Raw genomic sequence first — 16,914 nt, 5'->3', positions numbered from 1 at the left:
CATGTCAGCACTGCAAGATAACGCATCACCCTCCACCGCCGAAGGCATGGGCGTCTTTGAGCGCTACCTCTCGGTTTGGGTAGCGCTTGCCATTGTGGTGGGCATCTTAGTCGGGCAATTTATCCCAGCGGTACCGGAAACCCTGTCGCGCTTTGAAGTGGCGCAGGTGTCGATCCCCGTGGCGATACTCATCTGGGCGATGATATTCCCCATGATGGCGCAAATTGACTTCACTTCTCTGCTGGGGGTTCGACGTCAGCCAAAGGGTCTGATTATTACCACCACGGTTAACTGGCTAATCAAGCCTTTCACCATGTTCGCCATTGCCTGGCTGTTTTTGATGGTGATCTTTCGGCCGTTTATTCCCGCTGAGCTAGCCAGCCAGTATTTAGCCGGCGCCATTCTACTCGGTGCCGCGCCGTGTACCGCGATGGTATTTGTGTGGAGCTATCTGACCCGTGGCGATGCTGCCTACACGCTGGTACAAGTGGCGCTTAACGATCTGATTATGCTGTTTGCATTTGCCCCCATCGTGATCTTCCTGCTGGGCATCTCCAATATTCAGGTGCCCTGGGACACCGTCGCCCTATCAGTGGTGCTGTATATTGTGATTCCCCTAGCGGCAGGCTATATCACCCGCCAAATCCTGATCAAAAAACGCGGCGCCGAGTGGTATGACAACGTCTTTATGAAGCGCGTCGGCCCGATCACCCCGATTGGTTTGATCATTACCCTGGTGCTGCTGTTTGCCTTCCAGGGCGAGGTGATTCTGAATAATCCGCTGCATATCGTGTTAATCGCGATACCGCTAATTATTCAAACGTTCCTGATCTTCTTTATTGCCTACGGCTGGGCAAAAGCGTGGCGCGTGCCGCACAACGTTGCCGCCCCAGGCGCTATGGTAGGGGCCAGTAATTTCTTCGAGCTGGCTGTCGCAGCGGCGATTGCGCTCTTTGGTCTGCAGTCAGGCGCAGCACTGGCGACGGTGGTAGGCGTTTTGGTCGAAGTGCCACTGATGCTTGCGCTGGTCAGAATTGCCAATAAAACCCGCCATCATTTTCCGGCAGAAGCTCAATAAGGAGTCAGCGCTATGGCCCACTATTTAATATTTCTAGGCTCCACCCGCACCAGCACACCGCCATCCCCGGCTCGCCTCGGCGAGCGGGTAGCAACGGCCTGCAAGCGTTTGCTTTCATCGTTACCGCAAACAACGGCTGAGATTATTGACCCGCTGGCGCTAAACTTGAACGATCCGTTTAAGCCGCATTTTGCTTACCCAAAAGCCGATGCGCCGGAGGACTTAGCAGCGCTTGCTGACAAAATTACCAACGCCGATGGTTTCGTGATGGTCAGTCCTGAGTACAACCACTCCATGAGCCCGGCGCTAAGCCACCTACTGAACCACTTCGGCGCCTCGCTGTTTGCGTTTAAACCCAGCGCCATCGTTACTTATTCCATGGGCCAATGGGGTGGCGCCCGCGCCTCCGTATCCATGCGCGCGTTTTTATCAGAGCTTGGCTGCCTACCGGTGTCTGCCATGATTCATATACCCAAAGCCCAGGAAGCACTAAATGAAGATGGCCACTTTGCCCAAGATCAGGAACGCTGGGAAAGCTATTTTGGCCGAACCTTAGGCCAATTGATGTGGTGGGCAGAAGCCGCGGCTAGCTATAAAGAGCAAGTGGATCCAGCGAAGGTATCGCCCGCTTTTAAAACTGCGCCTTCTCAACGTAACGCGCCCGGCAGTGAAAACAGCTAAATCGAACGTGAGGTCACCATGCCCGTTACCATTTACCACAACCCCAGCTGCGGTACGTCGCGCAATACGCTGGCGATGATCGAAGCCTCTGGCGAATCGCCGGAGGTGATCTATTATTTGGAAACACCGCCCAGCCGCGAAAAGCTGGTCGAGCTGCTGGCGATGATGCAGCTATCACCGCGGGAACTGCTGCGGCGCAAAGGCACTCCCTATGACGAACTAGAACTGGATGATCCATCACTTAACGATGACCAGCTTATCGACGCCATGATGGCCCACCCGATTCTGATTAATCGCCCCATCGTGGTAACGCATAAGGGTACCCGCTTATGCCGCCCCTCCGAGCAAGTATTAGCGCTTTTGGGACAGCCGATCACACACTTCACCAAAGAAGACGGTGAGATAGTGACCTATCCATGAGTAAAAATGCCATCTCGCCCCAAGCCTCTCCTACTCAAGCCCTACCCTGCATTGAGGAGGCTTGGAACCGCCACCACCAGGCACTGCGCTATTACCTCTTGGCGCTATGCAACAACCGGGACGCCGCCGACGACATCTTGCAACGTGTCTATGTAAAAGCACTGACGCATCGCGCCCAGTTTTGCCAACTGGAAGAACCCAAAGCGTGGCTTTATAAGGTTGCCAAGCATGAATGGATTGATGAGTGGCGCCGCCCAAAGCCGGAGTCCCCACTGCTGGATATCAAGATCGAAACGATACATTTATCTAATAGCCCAGAGCCCCGCCCCCCCTTAGAGAGCCTTGCCGCTTGTATCACCCAGGCGCTGGCGCACTGCGCTGACGAGGACGCTGATATTGTGGCGGCCTGCGATCTAAACGGCGTGAAGCAGAGCGACTATGCCCAGCGCCATGGGTTGACCCTACCCGCGACCAAAGCGCGGCTACTCCGTGCTCGAAAACGCCTCCGCTCACGATTGGTCGCCCAATGTGGGATCGTCTTTGATGATCAAGGCCAGGTTTGCTGCCACCGTGCGCTACCCTCTTCTAACCAATAGCCACTTTAGCAAATAAATATTTGGCTTTTCCCTGCATCCTTTCCCACATTGCTTCGTCTTCTTTATAGAACAGTTCATATAAAGGAAGGCAGCGATGTTAGATATCTTTACCTGGCTGGCCAGTTGGCTGGTATACGATCTGGGCGGCTTTGACCCTGACAGTAAGCTAGGCAGCTCACTGCACTTTTTCGTCGAAGACACGAGCAAGATTTTTGCGTTACTGGTGGTGATGATTTACGTCATCGCCTTGTTACGCGCCTCGCTCAATCTGGAGCGGGTACGCTATTACATTCAGCAAAAGAACCTTTTCGCAGGCTACGGCTTAGGGGCTGGCTTTGGGGCGATTACACCGTTTTGCTCGTGCTCGAGCATTCCGCTGTTTCTTGGCTTCACCAGTGCAGGCATTCCCCTGGGTATTACCATGGCGTTTCTGTTTACCTCACCGATCATTAATGAAGTCGCCGTCATCATGCTATGGAGCCTGCTGGGCTGGGAGTTCACCCTGGTCTATATCACCATCGGCATGGCCGTGGGCATAGGCGGTGGCATGCTGCTGGATAGCTTAGGCGCTGAACGCTGGTTAAAAGACTTTGCGGCGAAAGCCTATCAGAACGCCGCTGGCAGCCCGCAAGTCAATCAGCCAGCGCCCGTATCTCATTCGCTAACGTTAAAACAGCGACACCAATTTGCCCGCAATGAGCTTTATGAAATTGTCGCGCGGATTTGGAAGTGGATCATCATCGGTGTGGGCCTGGGTGCCGCGCTGCACGGCTTTGTCCCGGATGGTTGGTTCAGTGATAACCTGGGTAGCGGCCAGTGGTGGAATGTCCCGGTGGCCGTGTTGGCGGGCCTGCCGCTTTACTCTAACGCCACCGGCGTCATTCCCATCATGGAAAGCTTGATCACTAAGGGATTGCCAGTGGGTACAACATTGGCTTTCTGCATGAGCACTGTCGCGGCGAGCTTTCCTGAATTTATCATGCTCAAACAGGTCATGCTGTGGCGCTTACTGGCCACCATTTTCATCATTCTACTCATCAACTTCATGTTGGTGGGATGGATAATTAACCTGCTGGCACCTTGGTTATTCAGCAGCTTATAAACCCAAGAGGACACAACATGAAAAAGATCGAAGTATTAGGCACAGGCTGCAAAAAGTGCACCGTCACCGCGGAGCAAATTACCGCGATTGCCAAAGAGCTGGGCACCGACGTTGAGGTGACTAAAGTTACTGACCCGCAAATCATCATGCATTATCAGGTCATGTCGACCCCAGCCGTTGCGGTCAATGGCCAACTTGCCCACAGCGGAGGCATCCCGGATCGCGAAAAAATCGAAGCACTCCTCAACGCCTAAACGCTCGGTGCCTAGATTTCTTTCTGGCTCCCAGCTTACTTGGTAAACTGGGAGTTCTCGTTTAACAGGCGTCTGTATGCCGGAAATAATCGCAGTTTCTGACGCGGCCAAAGCGTTTATCAAGCAACAAGGTGGCGTAGTGACCGTGCGTTTATCACCCCGCCACGGCTGCTGCGGAGGGCTCGCCAACGTTGCTGTCGCCGAGGCGTGTGCTCCCAAAGACCCTTCGCTTTACCAGCGCCATCGTGATGAAGATATCACCCTATTTATTGCACAAGAGCTTGCCTACCAAGGGCTGCGCGTTGACATTGAAGGATTCTGGAAATTACGCCATCTGTATGTGGATAGCGTATTGAAGTAGCTACCGTTACCGCACATACAGGTACAGATAGAATCACCGAGCCTGACGCTATTGCGTCGAGGCAGTACGCACGACACCGATTATAACCAACTATAGTGACCAACCCTTTTTCTCCGCGTCGATAGCAATCGCGTTCAAATCGTCCCAAACACCGGGGGCTGCAGCAGTAACCAGGTAGGCGTCCCCGATAAAATCGGCAGCAAAGGGCTATCAGCGTAAAAAGAGTGGACAACCGGAAATCATACACTGGCAGTTTTGACAGTTTTATTTCTCTGGCCAAAGAATCTTATCTGGTAGCCCTGTTTGGTTGGATAAAAGCCCGCAGCCTCATAAAACCTATGTGTAGCTGGATCTTTCAAGCCCGCCATTAATGCTATTTTGTAGCAACCATCTTTTTTGAGTGACTTACTGCGTACTCAGAGAACAAGACATGAGGAGAGAGGTTTGGGTATTCAAAATAAATAACGATTAACACCGCGGCGGATAAAAACGGGCCCAGCTGGTTAAGCTACGTCACAAAAAATAGACATACAGCGTTACAAAACTTGCAAAGGGTATGCCCCTTCCCTGCATTTTTCGCTTTGTCTGGCACTCAATGAGGCAATAAAGCTATGAAACGTCAACAGATACTCTAAGCCTGAAGTATATCTAGAAATGGGGGCTATCCGTTTCTTGCGCGCCTGTCAGAGCAGAACTAGACTCAGATCGAACTATCATATTTGCATAGCCATATATAACTATTCCCCGTCTCAGACTTCTCAACAACAATAAAGGAGTGCTTAACAATGACACAACTGAGTCGTCGTAATTTCCTCAAACTAACCGGCAGCAGTGCCGCTGTGGGTACCCTTTCGCTCGCCCCCATAGCACACGCACAACAAGGTATTCCTCCACTTCCTCCTGGTAGCACTACATTGCCTTATCCCCGAGAACTGGTAACAAAGCTGAGCGAGTTGGCCATCAATCAGCCGATTTATTTTAGCTACCCTGACGATCGTTCACCCTGCGTGGTAATTCGCAGAGGGCGAGAGGTCAAAGGCGGGGTTGGCCCAGAAAAAGATGTAGTGGCTTATAGCACCCAGTGCACACATATGGGCTGCCCGGTTACTTATGACCAAGAGGCAGAAGCCTTCAAGTGCCCTTGCCACTACAGCATCTTCGATCCGGATAACACGGGCCAGATGGTCATTGGCCAAGCCACCGAGAATTTGCCACGAGTCATTCTAGAGTATGACGATACCGAAGATGCCCTGGTGGCGGTGTCAATTGATGGCCTGATCTATGGCCGCCAGGCCAATATCATCTAAGTCGGGAGAACAACAATGAAACAATTTAAAGACCGTATTCCTTTACCCCCGGCAGATGCCCAGAAAACCAATATGGCCTGCCACTTCTGCATCGTAGGCTGTGGGTACCACGTCTATAAATGGCCTGCCAACCAAGAAGGTGGCAGAGATGCTAACCAGAATGCGCTGGGACTCGACTTCACCCAGCAGCTACCCCCCATGCAACTCACTATGACTCCCGCCATGGTTAATCAAATACAAGACCATGATGGACGCGAATACAACATCATGATCGTTCCTGACAAAAAGTGCAGCGTGAATAAAGGGCTATCCTCAACGCGTGGCGGTCAGATGGCCAGTGTCATGTACTCGGAGGGAACCCCTATCGGCGAGCGGCGCCTCAAGTATCCCATGGTGTATAGCGGAGACGACTGGGCAGAAACCAATTGGGAACACGCCATGGCGCTATATGCCGGTCTGACCCAACGTATCCTCGATAATGAAGGGCCGGATCAGTTGTTCTTCAATCTCTTTGATCATGGCGGCGCTGGAGGCGGTTTTGAGAATACATGGGCTACTGGCAAGCTAATTTTTGACGGCATACAGTCAAAAATGGTGCGCATTCACAACCGCCCCGCTTACAACTCAGAATGTCACGCTAGTCGAGACATGGGCATTGGTGAGCTCAATAACAGTTATGAGGATGCAGAGGTGGCCGATGTTATCTTCTCCATCGGCGGAAACTCCTACGAGACTCAGTCAAACTGGTTCCTGGCACACTGGGAGCCGAACTTGAGGGGGTCTAACGTCGCCAAGAAGCGGGAATGGTTTCCTAACGAGACGGTCGGTAAAGGCAAGGTCATTCTGGTTGACCCTCGACGCACACCCACCGTCGCTATCTGTGAAACGATTGCTGGTAAAGAGAATGTTCTACACTTGGCGATCCAGCCAGGCACTGATACAGCCCTGTTTAATGGATTGCTTACCTATGTGGTTGATCAGGGCTGGCATGATGAGGCTTTTATCACGGAGCATACCAATGGCTTCGAAGAGATGCTCACTGCCAATCGGATGGAGTTGGATGAGTGTAGTCGCATTACCGGTGTAAGCCGAGCCGATATCATTAAAACCGCCGAGTGGGCCTATAAACCCAAGGCCAGTGGCCACGCCCCTCGCACTATGCATGCCTACGAAAAGGGTGTCATCTGGGGCAATGATAACTATCGGATTCAGTCCGCTATCGTCAATCTTGCTGTGGCCACCCACAATGTCGGCCAGCGTGGCACCGGCGTGGTGCGTATGGGCGGCCACCAAGAGGGTTATGTCCGCCCACCCTACCCCGGTGGACGCCCTGCGCCCTATATCGACCAGGAATTGATTAATGGTAACGGCATGATGCTAACGGTTTGGGCCTGCAATGCTTTTCAAACCACTATTAATGCCGAAACTTACCGCCAGGTAATCAAGCGTCGTGCCGCTATCGTCAATCAGGCAATGGCAGAGGCAAGGGGCGGTAGCATCGATGAATTAATCGACATTATCTATGACGCTGTAAAAAATAAGGGCGGTTTGTTTATTGTCGATATCGACCTTTATCGCACGAAGTTCGCCGAATATTCACACTTAGTGTTGCCAGCTACGCATCCCGGTGAAATGAACCTCACCTCCATGAACGGTGAGCGACGACTTCGACTTTCAGAGCGCTTCATGGATCCTCCCGGCATCGCTAAGCCAGACTGTTTGATAGCGGCCAATATGGCTAATGCTCTTAAGCAGCGCTACGAGTCGGCAGGCGACGTGACGATGGCCGAGCGTTTCGCTGGATTTAACTGGACAACCGAAGAGGATGCCTTCAACGACGGCTTCCGCATGGCCCATGAAAAGGAAATCGACAGCCAAGGTGGCCCCACAGGACATCTCGCCACCTATGAAAGGCTTCGAATGGCTGGCAACAATGGCGTCCAACTTCCCATCAAGGAGTATCGAGACGGCAAACTCATCGGAACCGAGATGCTATATACGGACTATGATTTTGATACTGATGATGGCAAGGCTCATTTCCAGCCTTCCCCCTGGAACGGCTTTCCCGAGGTAGTTCAGCAGCAGAAAGAGACCTATGATTTCTGGATAAACAACGGGAGAACCAACCATATCTGGCAGTCGGCCTACCATGACCAGCATCTGGCATTTCGCAAGGGCCGCTACCCGATGGCCCAAATTGAGATCCATCCACTTGACGCTCAAGACATAGGGATCGCCAACGGCGATATCGTTGAAGTCTACAACGATTACGGCGCCACCACGGCTATGGCCTACCTGGAACCTGATCTGAAGCGTGGTCAGGTCTTTATGATGTTTGGCTATCCTAATGGGGTGCAGGGTGATGTCATCAGTGAGTGGACGGATCGTAACCATATCCCCTACTACAAGGGCACTTGGGCAAATCTACGACGGATAGGCGCTAACCCTGCCTATCTAAGAGATGTCTCTTTCAAACGTCGGCGCTTCTCTTAAGCCAATTCTCTTAAACCACCCAAGGCGTGCAACAAAGATTCCTGCCTTGGGTAATCCTTTACGGAAAGCGATGACTAACTCTTACGCATAGCCTATTCGTAAGCACCCCAGCAATCGATCAAGCGTGGGTCGAGATGCGCTTGCTATTTAGAAAAACAAAAAAGTGGCGTAGCCCGCAATCATCGCCATCGCAAAAACGACCGCGACAAAGGCCACCAGCAGCTTAAACGAGAACAATGAGCGCAGCAGGATAAGCTCAGTCAGGCTGGCTCCAGCACTCCCAATAATCAACGCCAGCACTGTTCCGGCCCCCACGCCTTTTGCCATCAGCGCAGATGCTAACGGTATAACGGCTTCAGCACGGATATACAGAGGGACACCGATAACGGCGGCGACGGGGATGGCAAAAGGATTATCGGCACCAGCATACTGTTCCAGCAAGCCAGTGGGCATAAAGCCGTAGATCACGCTACCAATCGCAATACCAATAAGTAGGTATGGTAAAACGTCCACGAAGTCAGACCAGGCTTCACCCCATAAACCGCTGTATCTGCTTTGCCCTCGTTTAGACTCAGTTGTTTGACTACCACAACAGCCACCTGATTGAGCGCCAGCCGATTCGGCACTGCCGCAGCCAACCGCAGCTGGAGTACTACTGCAACTACTGCTTTCACTATCGGGCGCTAAAGGCTTGACGCCGCAGCTATTGGTCGAGGTTTCACACCCTGAAGCTGTATCAGTTGCGGCGCGGCGCACGTAACGCTCGAAGCCAAAAGCCTGCAGTAACCAGCCGGCGGCCAAAGAGACAATGAGTGCCGCTAGAACGTAGATAGCGGTGAGGGTAAAACCAAAGGTGGCAGCCAACAGACCAACAACAATAGGGTTTAACAGCGGAGAGGCAAATAGGAACACCATCATAGGCCCGAACCCGGCACGTGCACGAATCAGGCCTTTCAGCATTGGAATCGTTGAGCAACTACAGAAGGGTGTGATAGCCCCCAGTCCCGCAGCGAGAAAGTAGCTGCGGTATCGGTTAGAACTTAGCAAAGCCTCGACCTTGGATGGCGGGATATGGCGTTGAAGCGCACCTACCAGGAAGCTAATGCCAATAAACAAGGCCGATAGCTCGACCGCGAGAAAGGCAAACATGCCTAACGTATCTTGCAATTGAGGGGACATGATAAAACTCCTATATTTCTAGATTAATCGAATTATAGAAGCTTAGATTGCACCCCTCGCTCACGTCAACTATATTTCTAGATATATAGAAACATATGGGCAAAGAAGACACAGCACTGAGAAAAAAATAACACGGAGAAAGCAGAGCAATGAAAAATAGAGCACAGAGAAAACAGCATGGAGAGTGATATGGATCATGAAGAGGTCGCCGCCAGTTTGGCTGAGCTTGGTAACACCCACCGTCTGGCGGTGTTCCGCTTTTTAGTCAAGGCTGGTCATCATGGTGCCCCTGTCGGTGAAATACAGAAAGCGTTGGATATCCCAGCTTCAACGCTATCGCACCACTTATCCCGTATGGCTCGAGTAGGTTTGATTAAGCAGGAGAAGCACAGCCGCACTATCGTCTGTATACCTGATTACCATCATCTACAAAATCTGATTGGCTTCTTACAAGCGGAATGTTGTATGGGCGAAAATATGGAGCCTGTTGAGGCATCTTTATAACTGACTACCCTGCTTTAAGCAGGGCTTTAGAGCGTAAAAAGGCCTTTATATATAAGGCTTACTCCTGCAACCGGGGCACACGAATAAACAGTAGCGCTAAACACGCCGCCAGCATCAATCCTGTGGTCAGCCATAGCGCACCAGCGCCGTTTTGCTCTATTAGTAGTCCAAATAGCAGCGGCGCAAAGGCTTGCGCGGCCCTTGCCGGGGCGATAATCAAGCCCTGACGCTGGCCAAACCCCTTCGGGCCAAACAGCGCCAGCGGTAGTGTGCCGGAGGCAATTGTCATCATGCCATTGCCCGCACCGTGCAGCAGCGCAAAGCCTGCTGCAGGCATACCCATTGTGGCCAGCAATGCCGCACCTAAGGGGTGAAGCGTAGTGGCGACCCGAGCGGCTACCAGCGGATGCAAATGGCGTAAAAGTGCAAACTCACCCAGTCGAGCGGCCACTTGCGCAGGGCCTACTAGCGCTGCAGCGGCGACGGCCACCGAAAGCGACACGCCGGTTTCCTGCAGAAGCCTGGGCAGATGCGCCGCCATCGCCGTTGAGACAAACCAGCCCGCGGCAAACACATAGGCTAATAACATCATCGCCAGGCGAGGACGCTCCGGCGGCGGCGCCGATTTGTCGTCATCTTGCTGAGCCGCACTATCGGCTGCTTTGGGCAAGCAGGCATTCAGCGGCAGCCCCACCACAATATGCAGCATGGCCCAGACACCGCAGGCTACCCGCCACCCGAACTCATTTTCCATCAACGCTGTTAGTGGCCAGCCGATGGTACTGGCAAAACCCGCCAGTAGCGTTACGCCGGTAATTGACGAGCGCGCACTACGCCCCAACAAACGTCCCAAGGTGGCAAAGGCGGCGTCGTATAGGCCCATCGCCATGCCAATGCCGACAATGAGCCAAGCGAACATTAAGCTGAGAAGACCTTGAGAGAGCGCCATGATGACCAGGCCAAGCGCCAAGACAGCGTTCGAAGCCATCAGCACGCCTCGCCCACCTTGCTTATCAATCAAACGTCCAACGCTGGGGCCGAGCATCGCGGTTAACAATAGAGCCGCCGAAAAGGCAGCAAATACCCAGCTGGGAGTTAACCCCAAGTCACGTGCCATAGGCACCGCAAGAATCGCGGGCAAATAGTAGCTGGATGCCCAAGCTAGCGTTTGCGCGCTGCCTAGGGTGAGCGTTAATCCAAACCTGGGCGAACGAATCATGCGGTTTGTCTAGGTAACGCCAGTGCCATCGCGGAACTCGCGGCGACCAAGGCCGCCGATACCCAAAGACAGGCACTCAGCCCGTAGGCCATATACAGCCAGCCCGACAGCAGCGTGCCGACTAAGCGACCCATGGCGTTGGCCATATAATAAAAGCCGACATCCATGGAGACGCCGTCGGTGCGGGCATAGTGCACAATCAAATAGCTGTGCCAGCTGGAGTTAATCGCAAACAGCACCCCAAAGGCGAGCAAGCCGACGACTAACCAGCCTACTTGCGCCAAGGGCAGCATCGCCAACACAATCGCCAGCACTGCCAGTGCCGCCGCCCAGCCAGCGGTCAGTGCCCGGGCATCGCCTTTGATCAGCCGGGTTAACTTAGGCGCCTGGGTTTGTACTCCACCGTAGCCAATCACCCATACCGCCAGCAGCCCCCCCACGGTCCAGTGAGTCCAGCCGTGCTGATCGTATAAGAATACCGGCAGCGCTACGACAAACCACACATCCCGCGCCGAAAATAGGCAAAAACGCGCCGCGGAGAGCACGTTAATCGCGCGTGATTTTGAGAAGATTTCGGAGAACTTCGGCTTTACTTTTTGCCGACCTAAATCCGCCTTGAGTCGCAGCAGTGAAAGCAGCAACACCCCGCCCAGCATCACCGCCATCACAAACACAGCGGCCTGGAAGCCAATCAAGGTGAGCAGCACGCCGCCGACAAAAAAGCCAAGCCCCTTAAGCGCATTTTTAGAGCCCGTCAGCATCGCCACCCAGCGGTAGAGTGAGCTATTGGCGTTGGCGCTCTCTTTTGGAACCAACACCTTAACGGCGCTTTTAGCGCTCATTTTGTTGAGGTCTTTAGCAATACCCGAAATCGCTTGTGCGGCCATCACCCAAACAACGGTCAGCAGGCTAGCGGGTACCATCAGCATGGCAAGGGCAATAATTTGCAGCCCTAGTCCCACATTCATAGTGCGATTGAGCCCCAAGCGCGCCCCCAACCAGCCGCCGACCAGGTTAGTCACTACGCCAAAGGCTTCATAAAATAGAAACAGCATGGCAATGGCCAACGGCGAGTAGCCCAATTGGTGGAAGTGCATCACCACCAGCATGCGCAGCGCGCCATCGGTAATCGTGAACGCCCAGTAGTTACCGGTAATCAGCATGTATTGGCGCACCTCGAAAGGTAGCGCCTTTACCCGTGTCAGCATTGAATCAGCCACGTCCCACCTGCTCACGCCCGACCATAAGGGCCAGCTCGGCGGTGCGGTTGGCATAGCCCCACTCATTGTCGTACCAGGCGTAGAGTTTCAGCTGGGTGCCGTTGATCACCATGGTGGAGAGTGCATCGATAATCGAGCTGCGAGGATCGGTGCGGTAATCGATCGACACCAGCGGGCGCTCTTCATAGCCCAAAATCCCTGCCAGCGAGCCATCGGCAGCGGCTTTCAGCGCCTGATTAACCTCGTCTACGCTTACTTCGCGCTCAAGCTCGAACACCATATCGGTAAGCGACGCATTAGCCAGCGGCACACGGATCGCGTGGCCATTAAGCTTGCCTTCCAACTCAGGGAAAATGGCGGTAATCGCCTTGGCCGAACCGGTCGTGGTAGGAATCAAGCTCATACCGCAAGCGCGAGCCCGGCGCAGGTCTTTATGCGGCGCGTCGAGAATCGTTTGGGTATTGGTGATGTCATGCACGGTGGTCATTGAGCCATGGCGAATACCAAACGTTTCCTGAATGACTTTGACCACCGGTGCCAGACAGTTGGTAGTGCAACTGGCAGCGGTGACGATCTTATGCTGAGCCGGGTCATAAAGATGGTCGTTCACCCCCACCACCACATTAAGCACGCTCGCCTCTTTCATAGGCGCGCTGACCACCACACGCGCAACGCCTTGATCAAGATACGCCTGGAGTTTATCGGTGGTTTTCATTACGCCCGAGCACTCAATGACAATATCGCAACTCGACCAGTCGCTCTCGGCAATGGCTTTGTTGGCGCTAAAGGCGACGGTTTTCCCATCCAGAACGATAGCGTCATCCGTTGCCGAGATTCCTTTCCCAGGCGCCCAGTGCCCGTGAACTGAGTCAAACTCCAGCAAGTGGGCAAAAGTGGCCGCATCACCGCCCGGATCATTAATGCGCGTTAGTTCTACCGCTTCAGACTCTACCTGCGCCCACAAGCTGCGCAGTGCTAAGCGACCAATACGTCCAAAGCCGTTGATACCGATACGAAGTGCCACGGAAGCCTCCTAAGCTGTCTGTTTTGCAAAAGCATAACGCTAACATACGTTTAAACATATATTAATACTTAAAAAAACGTTAATAAAAACAGACCTACTGATCGACAGTAGGTCTGTTTATCCAGCGTTAATTAACCATAGCGACCAGAAATATAGTCTTCTGTCTTCTTCTGCGCTGGCGTCGAGAACATTACTTTGGTGTCGTTGTACTCAATGATTTCCCCCAGGTGGAAGAACGCCGTATAGTCCGCTACCCGCGCCGCCTGCTGCATATTGTGCGTAACGGTAATGATGGTGAACTTCTCTTTCAGCTTGTCCATCAAATCTTCGATAGTCGCTGTTGAGATCGGATCAAGCGCCGAGGTTGGCTCATCCATCAAGATCACATCGGGCTGAACCGCAATGGCACGGGCAATACACAGCCGCTGCTGCTGACCACCGGAAAGCGAGGTGCCAGGCTCATGCAGCTTGTCTTTTACCTCGTTCCACAGACCCGCATCGCGCAGTGCTTTCTCTACCAGCTCTTCCTGCTCGGCTTTACGGCTGACGATGTCGTGCATGCGTGGAGCATAGGCCACATTTTCAAAAATCGACTTAGGGAACGGGTTTGGCTTCTGAAATACCATGCCCACCCGGCGGCGCAGTGCCACTTCGTCCATCTTGGCAGCGTTAACATCGCGGCCATCCATCTCGACCAACCCTTCAATTCTGACCGAAGGAATAAGGTCGTTCATACGGTTCAGGCAGCGAAGAAACGTCGACTTGCCGCAACCAGAAGGCCCGATCAACGCCGTCACATTCTTCTGGAAAAGATCAATATTGAGACCATTCAGCGCCTGCGCCTTACCGTACCAGAGGTTCAAATCCCGCACGCGGATGCTCAGATCATGACACGCTTGATCATTACGCGTGTAAGGCTGCCCAACCGCCGGGGCTAGCTGCTCACTCATTTCAGGTACTTGGCTGTTCATAATAGTTTCCTTGAAAACGGTCGGCTTACCAGCGACGTTCAAATTTCTTGCGTAACAGGACAGCGGCAGCGTTCAGCGAAATCAGAACTGCCAAAAGCACTATAATCCCGCCTGCGGTTTTTTCGACAAAGGCACGATCAGGCTCACCGGACCAGGTAAACACCTGGGCGGGCATCACTGTTGCCGCTTCGGTAAATGAGGCTGTCACGTCTGGAATAAACGCTACCATGCCCACGATAATCAGCGGCGCTGTCTCCCCCATTGCCTGAGCCAGTCCAATGATAGAGCCTGTCATAATACCGGGCATAGCCAGCGGCAATACGTGGTCTTTAACCACTTGCCAGCGCGAACAACCCACCCCAAACGCCGCATGGCGAATGGATTCTGGCACGCTGCGCAGTGCGGTACGCGTAGAAATAATAATGACCGGCAAGGTCATCAGTGCAAGTGTCATACCACCCACCAAGGGGGATGAGCGTGGTACCCCAAAGAAGTTAATAAAGATCGCCAAACCCAGTAGACCAAACAGAATCGAGGGGATGGCAGCCAGGTTATTAATATTAATTTCAACCAACTGGGTAAGGCGGTTATCGGGTGCAAACTCTTCCAAATAAACCGCCGTCATCACACCGATAGGAAAGGCAATGGCCAGGGTGACGATCATAGTCATAACTGTACCGACGACGGCCGATAAGATACCCGCCAGTTCCGGCATTTTGGAATCCCCTCGGGAAAAGAAGCCTGAGTTGAACTGCATCTCAACCTTGCCCTCTTCTACTAGACGGTCAATCCTGGCCTTTTCTTCGTCATCAAGACGAACGCGATTTCCCTTGAGATATTGATCCACCTCGCCATCTGCCAATACCCAACGATTTTGTGTAGTGCCCAATAAGGACGGATCGTTGCGCATTTGCAGTGGGATAACCCGAACGACACTGCGGCTTATTAAGGTGGAAAAATCTCGATCAACCGCTGCCCGGCCATTTGTGGACGCCTCCTCGGTGTAGTTGACTTCTATATTGATCATCGCCTGTTGGAAGGCTGGCAAGCCCTTGCTCAACATATCGGCAAAAAATATTAGCAAGAAGGCAGCGGCCAGCGCCAAGGCGCCCATCGACATATATTTCAGGCGCGTAGATTTACGATGGCGGCCCTTGAGTTGCTGGCTTATCTGATCGTATGAATCACTCATTGGGATATCCTGGCGTTACAGATTGTTGACGCGGTATTTGTCACGGAAGCGGCGAATCATAATCACCGACACGAGGTTCAACACGAGTGTCACCACAAACAGCACCAGACCCAGTGCAAAGGCTGAGAGCGTTTCTGCACTATCAAACTCCAGGTCACCCGTCATGGCGGCAACAATCCGCACAGTGACGGTTGTCATCTCTTCCAGCGGGTTAATCGTAAGATTGGGACGCATACCGGCGGCCATCACCACAATCATCGTCTCGCCCAGCGCCCGAGACATACCCAGCAGTGAGGCAGAAATAATGCCTGGAAGAGCCGCAGGAATAACCACGTCACGAATGGTTTCACCCTTGGTCATCCCCAGAGCCAAAGACCCCTGGCGCATGCTGTCGGGTACCGCATTAATGACGTCATCGGAAAGCGAGGAAATAAACGGAATAATCATAATCCCCATCACGATACCGGGAGCCAATGCGTTGTTAAACGACGCATTCAAGCCAATGGCACCCGTTACTTGCACAATAAACGGGGCGACGGTAATCGCGGCAAAGAAGCCGTAAACCACTGTCGGGATACCGGCGAGAATCTCCAACATGGGTTTAGCAAATGAACGTACTCGGCTGGGTGCAAATTCAGCCATATAAATAGCCGAGAGCAGGCCGATAGGTACCGCCACCGCCAAAGCGATACCAGTAATCATAAAAGTACCGGCAAATAGTGGTACCGAACCAAATTCGGCGCCACCGCTAGCGCCCTCGCCCCGACCAGCAGCTATTAGAAAGCTATTACCGGGTGCCCAGGTGGTGCCGGTGATAAACTCCCAGAAACTGTGCATCTGGAAGAAATTCAGAGCTTCGCCGACGATCGATATCAAAATACCCAGCGTCGTCAGGATCGAAATCGTCGCGGCACCTGCCAGCACCCAGAGAATGACCGACTCGATCGCCCGGCGAGCATGAAAATTGGAGCGAATCAGCTTCATGCCTACGATAAGCCCCACCACCGCCACAGCGAGACTCACCAAAAGCAGGGAAAAAGTAGGTATCTCGCTGCCTATCAACAGCATGACGAAAGCACCAAGCGCACTCACCAGTATGGCCGGCCCAGCAGTCGCCACCACAGCGAACCAAGCGTACTGGTCGGGCTGCGCATACATCGACGTTCCCGATGCACGTACACGTGTGGCCTTGCTTCGCCCGACAAAAAAGGCGGCAAGCCCAAGCAGCAGAAGTACGCTGCAAAAAATCAAAAAAAGCTGGTTGGTCTGCATCGTTAATATCTCAGGTTAACCAATGGATCCGTTTGCGAGTC

At 53.1% G+C, this 16,914-nt stretch carries 17 protein-coding genes; 10 read left to right on the top strand and 7 right to left on the bottom strand.

All coding sequences use genetic code 11. The annotated features are described in order from the left end of the window. Window position 1: 1 nt before the first annotated feature. The 9 genes from arsB to A6R74_RS06720 all read left to right on the top strand — a co-directional run bounded on the left by arsB (window position 2) and on the right by A6R74_RS06720 (window position 8,292). Window positions 2–1,078 carry an ACR3 family arsenite efflux transporter gene (gene arsB / locus A6R74_RS06760; RefSeq protein ID WP_064233688.1) on the top strand — a complete coding sequence of 359 codons (1,077 nt, stop codon included), beginning with the start codon at window positions 2–4 and terminating at the stop codon, window positions 1,076–1,078. Window positions 1,079–1,090: 12 nt separating this feature from the next. Then, window positions 1,091–1,759 carry an NADPH-dependent FMN reductase gene (locus A6R74_RS06755; protein WP_064233687.1) on the top strand — a complete coding sequence of 223 codons (669 nt, stop codon included), beginning with the start codon at window positions 1,091–1,093 and terminating at the stop codon, window positions 1,757–1,759. A gap of 18 nt (window positions 1,760–1,777) precedes the next feature. Beyond that, on the top strand, window positions 1,778–2,179 hold the full coding sequence (arsC, locus tag A6R74_RS06750) for an arsenate reductase (glutaredoxin) (protein WP_064233686.1): 402 nt from the start codon (window positions 1,778–1,780) through the stop codon (window positions 2,177–2,179). Continuing rightward, window positions 2,176–2,775 (top strand): RNA polymerase sigma factor, encoded by a 600-nt coding sequence (locus A6R74_RS06745; protein ID WP_064233685.1) that lies wholly within the window; start codon window positions 2,176–2,178, stop codon window positions 2,773–2,775. Before arsC ends, A6R74_RS06745 begins: the two co-directional genes overlap by 4 nt. Before the next feature lie 94 nt (window positions 2,776–2,869). Then, window positions 2,870–3,877, top strand: a complete 1,008-nt coding sequence (locus tag A6R74_RS06740; protein ID WP_064233684.1) for a permease — start codon at window positions 2,870–2,872, stop codon at window positions 3,875–3,877. Between the two features lie 17 nt (window positions 3,878–3,894). Then, window positions 3,895–4,131: a thioredoxin family protein gene (locus A6R74_RS06735; protein WP_064233683.1), complete on the top strand. Its 237-nt coding sequence runs from the start codon at window positions 3,895–3,897 to the stop codon at window positions 4,129–4,131. A 76-nt stretch (window positions 4,132–4,207) separates the two neighbouring features. Further along, window positions 4,208–4,492, top strand: coding sequence for a CC/Se motif family (seleno)protein (locus A6R74_RS06730; protein ID WP_064233682.1), 285 nt, complete (start codon window positions 4,208–4,210; stop codon window positions 4,490–4,492). Between the two features lie 785 nt (window positions 4,493–5,277). Then, a complete protein-coding gene (locus A6R74_RS06725) occupies window positions 5,278–5,799 on the top strand; it encodes an arsenate reductase (azurin) small subunit (protein WP_064233681.1) in 522 nt (173 codons plus the stop codon). Window positions 5,800–5,814: 15 nt separating this feature from the next. Next, window positions 5,815–8,292, top strand: a complete 2,478-nt coding sequence (locus tag A6R74_RS06720; protein ID WP_064233680.1) for an arsenate reductase (azurin) large subunit — start codon at window positions 5,815–5,817, stop codon at window positions 8,290–8,292. Window positions 8,293–8,439: 147 nt separating this feature from the next. On the opposite strand, the gene A6R74_RS06715 is transcribed toward A6R74_RS06720, so the two are convergent. Then, complete coding sequence (locus A6R74_RS06715) at window positions 8,440–9,471, bottom strand: permease (RefSeq protein ID WP_064233679.1); 1,032 nt, start codon at window positions 9,469–9,471, stop codon at window positions 8,440–8,442. A 189-nt stretch (window positions 9,472–9,660) separates the two neighbouring features. Between A6R74_RS06715 and A6R74_RS06710 the strand changes: the two genes are divergently transcribed. Next, window positions 9,661–9,975, top strand: coding sequence for an ArsR/SmtB family transcription factor (locus A6R74_RS06710; protein WP_064233678.1), 315 nt, complete (start codon window positions 9,661–9,663; stop codon window positions 9,973–9,975). A 58-nt stretch (window positions 9,976–10,033) separates the two neighbouring features. On the opposite strand, the gene A6R74_RS06705 is transcribed toward A6R74_RS06710, so the two are convergent. From A6R74_RS06705 to pstC, 6 genes are all read right to left on the bottom strand, one after another. Continuing rightward, a complete protein-coding gene (locus tag A6R74_RS06705; RefSeq protein WP_064233677.1) occupies window positions 10,034–11,194 on the bottom strand; it encodes an MFS transporter in 1,161 nt (386 codons plus the stop codon). After that, a complete protein-coding gene (gene arsJ / locus A6R74_RS06700; protein ID WP_064233705.1) occupies window positions 11,191–12,402 on the bottom strand; it encodes an organoarsenical effux MFS transporter ArsJ in 1,212 nt (403 codons plus the stop codon). Before arsJ ends, A6R74_RS06705 begins: the two co-directional genes overlap by 4 nt. 4 nt (window positions 12,403–12,406) lie before the next feature. Further along, window positions 12,407–13,438 (bottom strand): ArsJ-associated glyceraldehyde-3-phosphate dehydrogenase, encoded by a 1,032-nt coding sequence (locus A6R74_RS06695; protein ID WP_064233676.1) that lies wholly within the window; start codon window positions 13,436–13,438, stop codon window positions 12,407–12,409. A gap of 131 nt (window positions 13,439–13,569) precedes the next feature. Next, window positions 13,570–14,409, bottom strand: coding sequence for a phosphate ABC transporter ATP-binding protein PstB (gene pstB / locus A6R74_RS06690; protein ID WP_064233675.1), 840 nt, complete (start codon window positions 14,407–14,409; stop codon window positions 13,570–13,572). 25 nt (window positions 14,410–14,434) lie between these two features. Beyond that, window positions 14,435–15,601, bottom strand: coding sequence for a phosphate ABC transporter permease PstA (pstA, locus tag A6R74_RS06685; RefSeq protein ID WP_064233674.1), 1,167 nt, complete (start codon window positions 15,599–15,601; stop codon window positions 14,435–14,437). A gap of 15 nt (window positions 15,602–15,616) precedes the next feature. Next, window positions 15,617–16,873, bottom strand: coding sequence for a phosphate ABC transporter permease subunit PstC (gene pstC, locus A6R74_RS06680; protein WP_064233673.1), 1,257 nt, complete (start codon window positions 16,871–16,873; stop codon window positions 15,617–15,619). Between the last annotated feature and the right edge of the window lie 41 nt (window positions 16,874–16,914).

The organism is Halomonas sp. ALS9, assembly GCF_001651035.1.
Lineage (GTDB): Bacteria > Pseudomonadota > Gammaproteobacteria > Pseudomonadales > Halomonadaceae > Vreelandella.
Note: the sequence above shows the minus strand (reverse complement) of the source record. Positions and strands in the feature narration are given on the sequence as shown.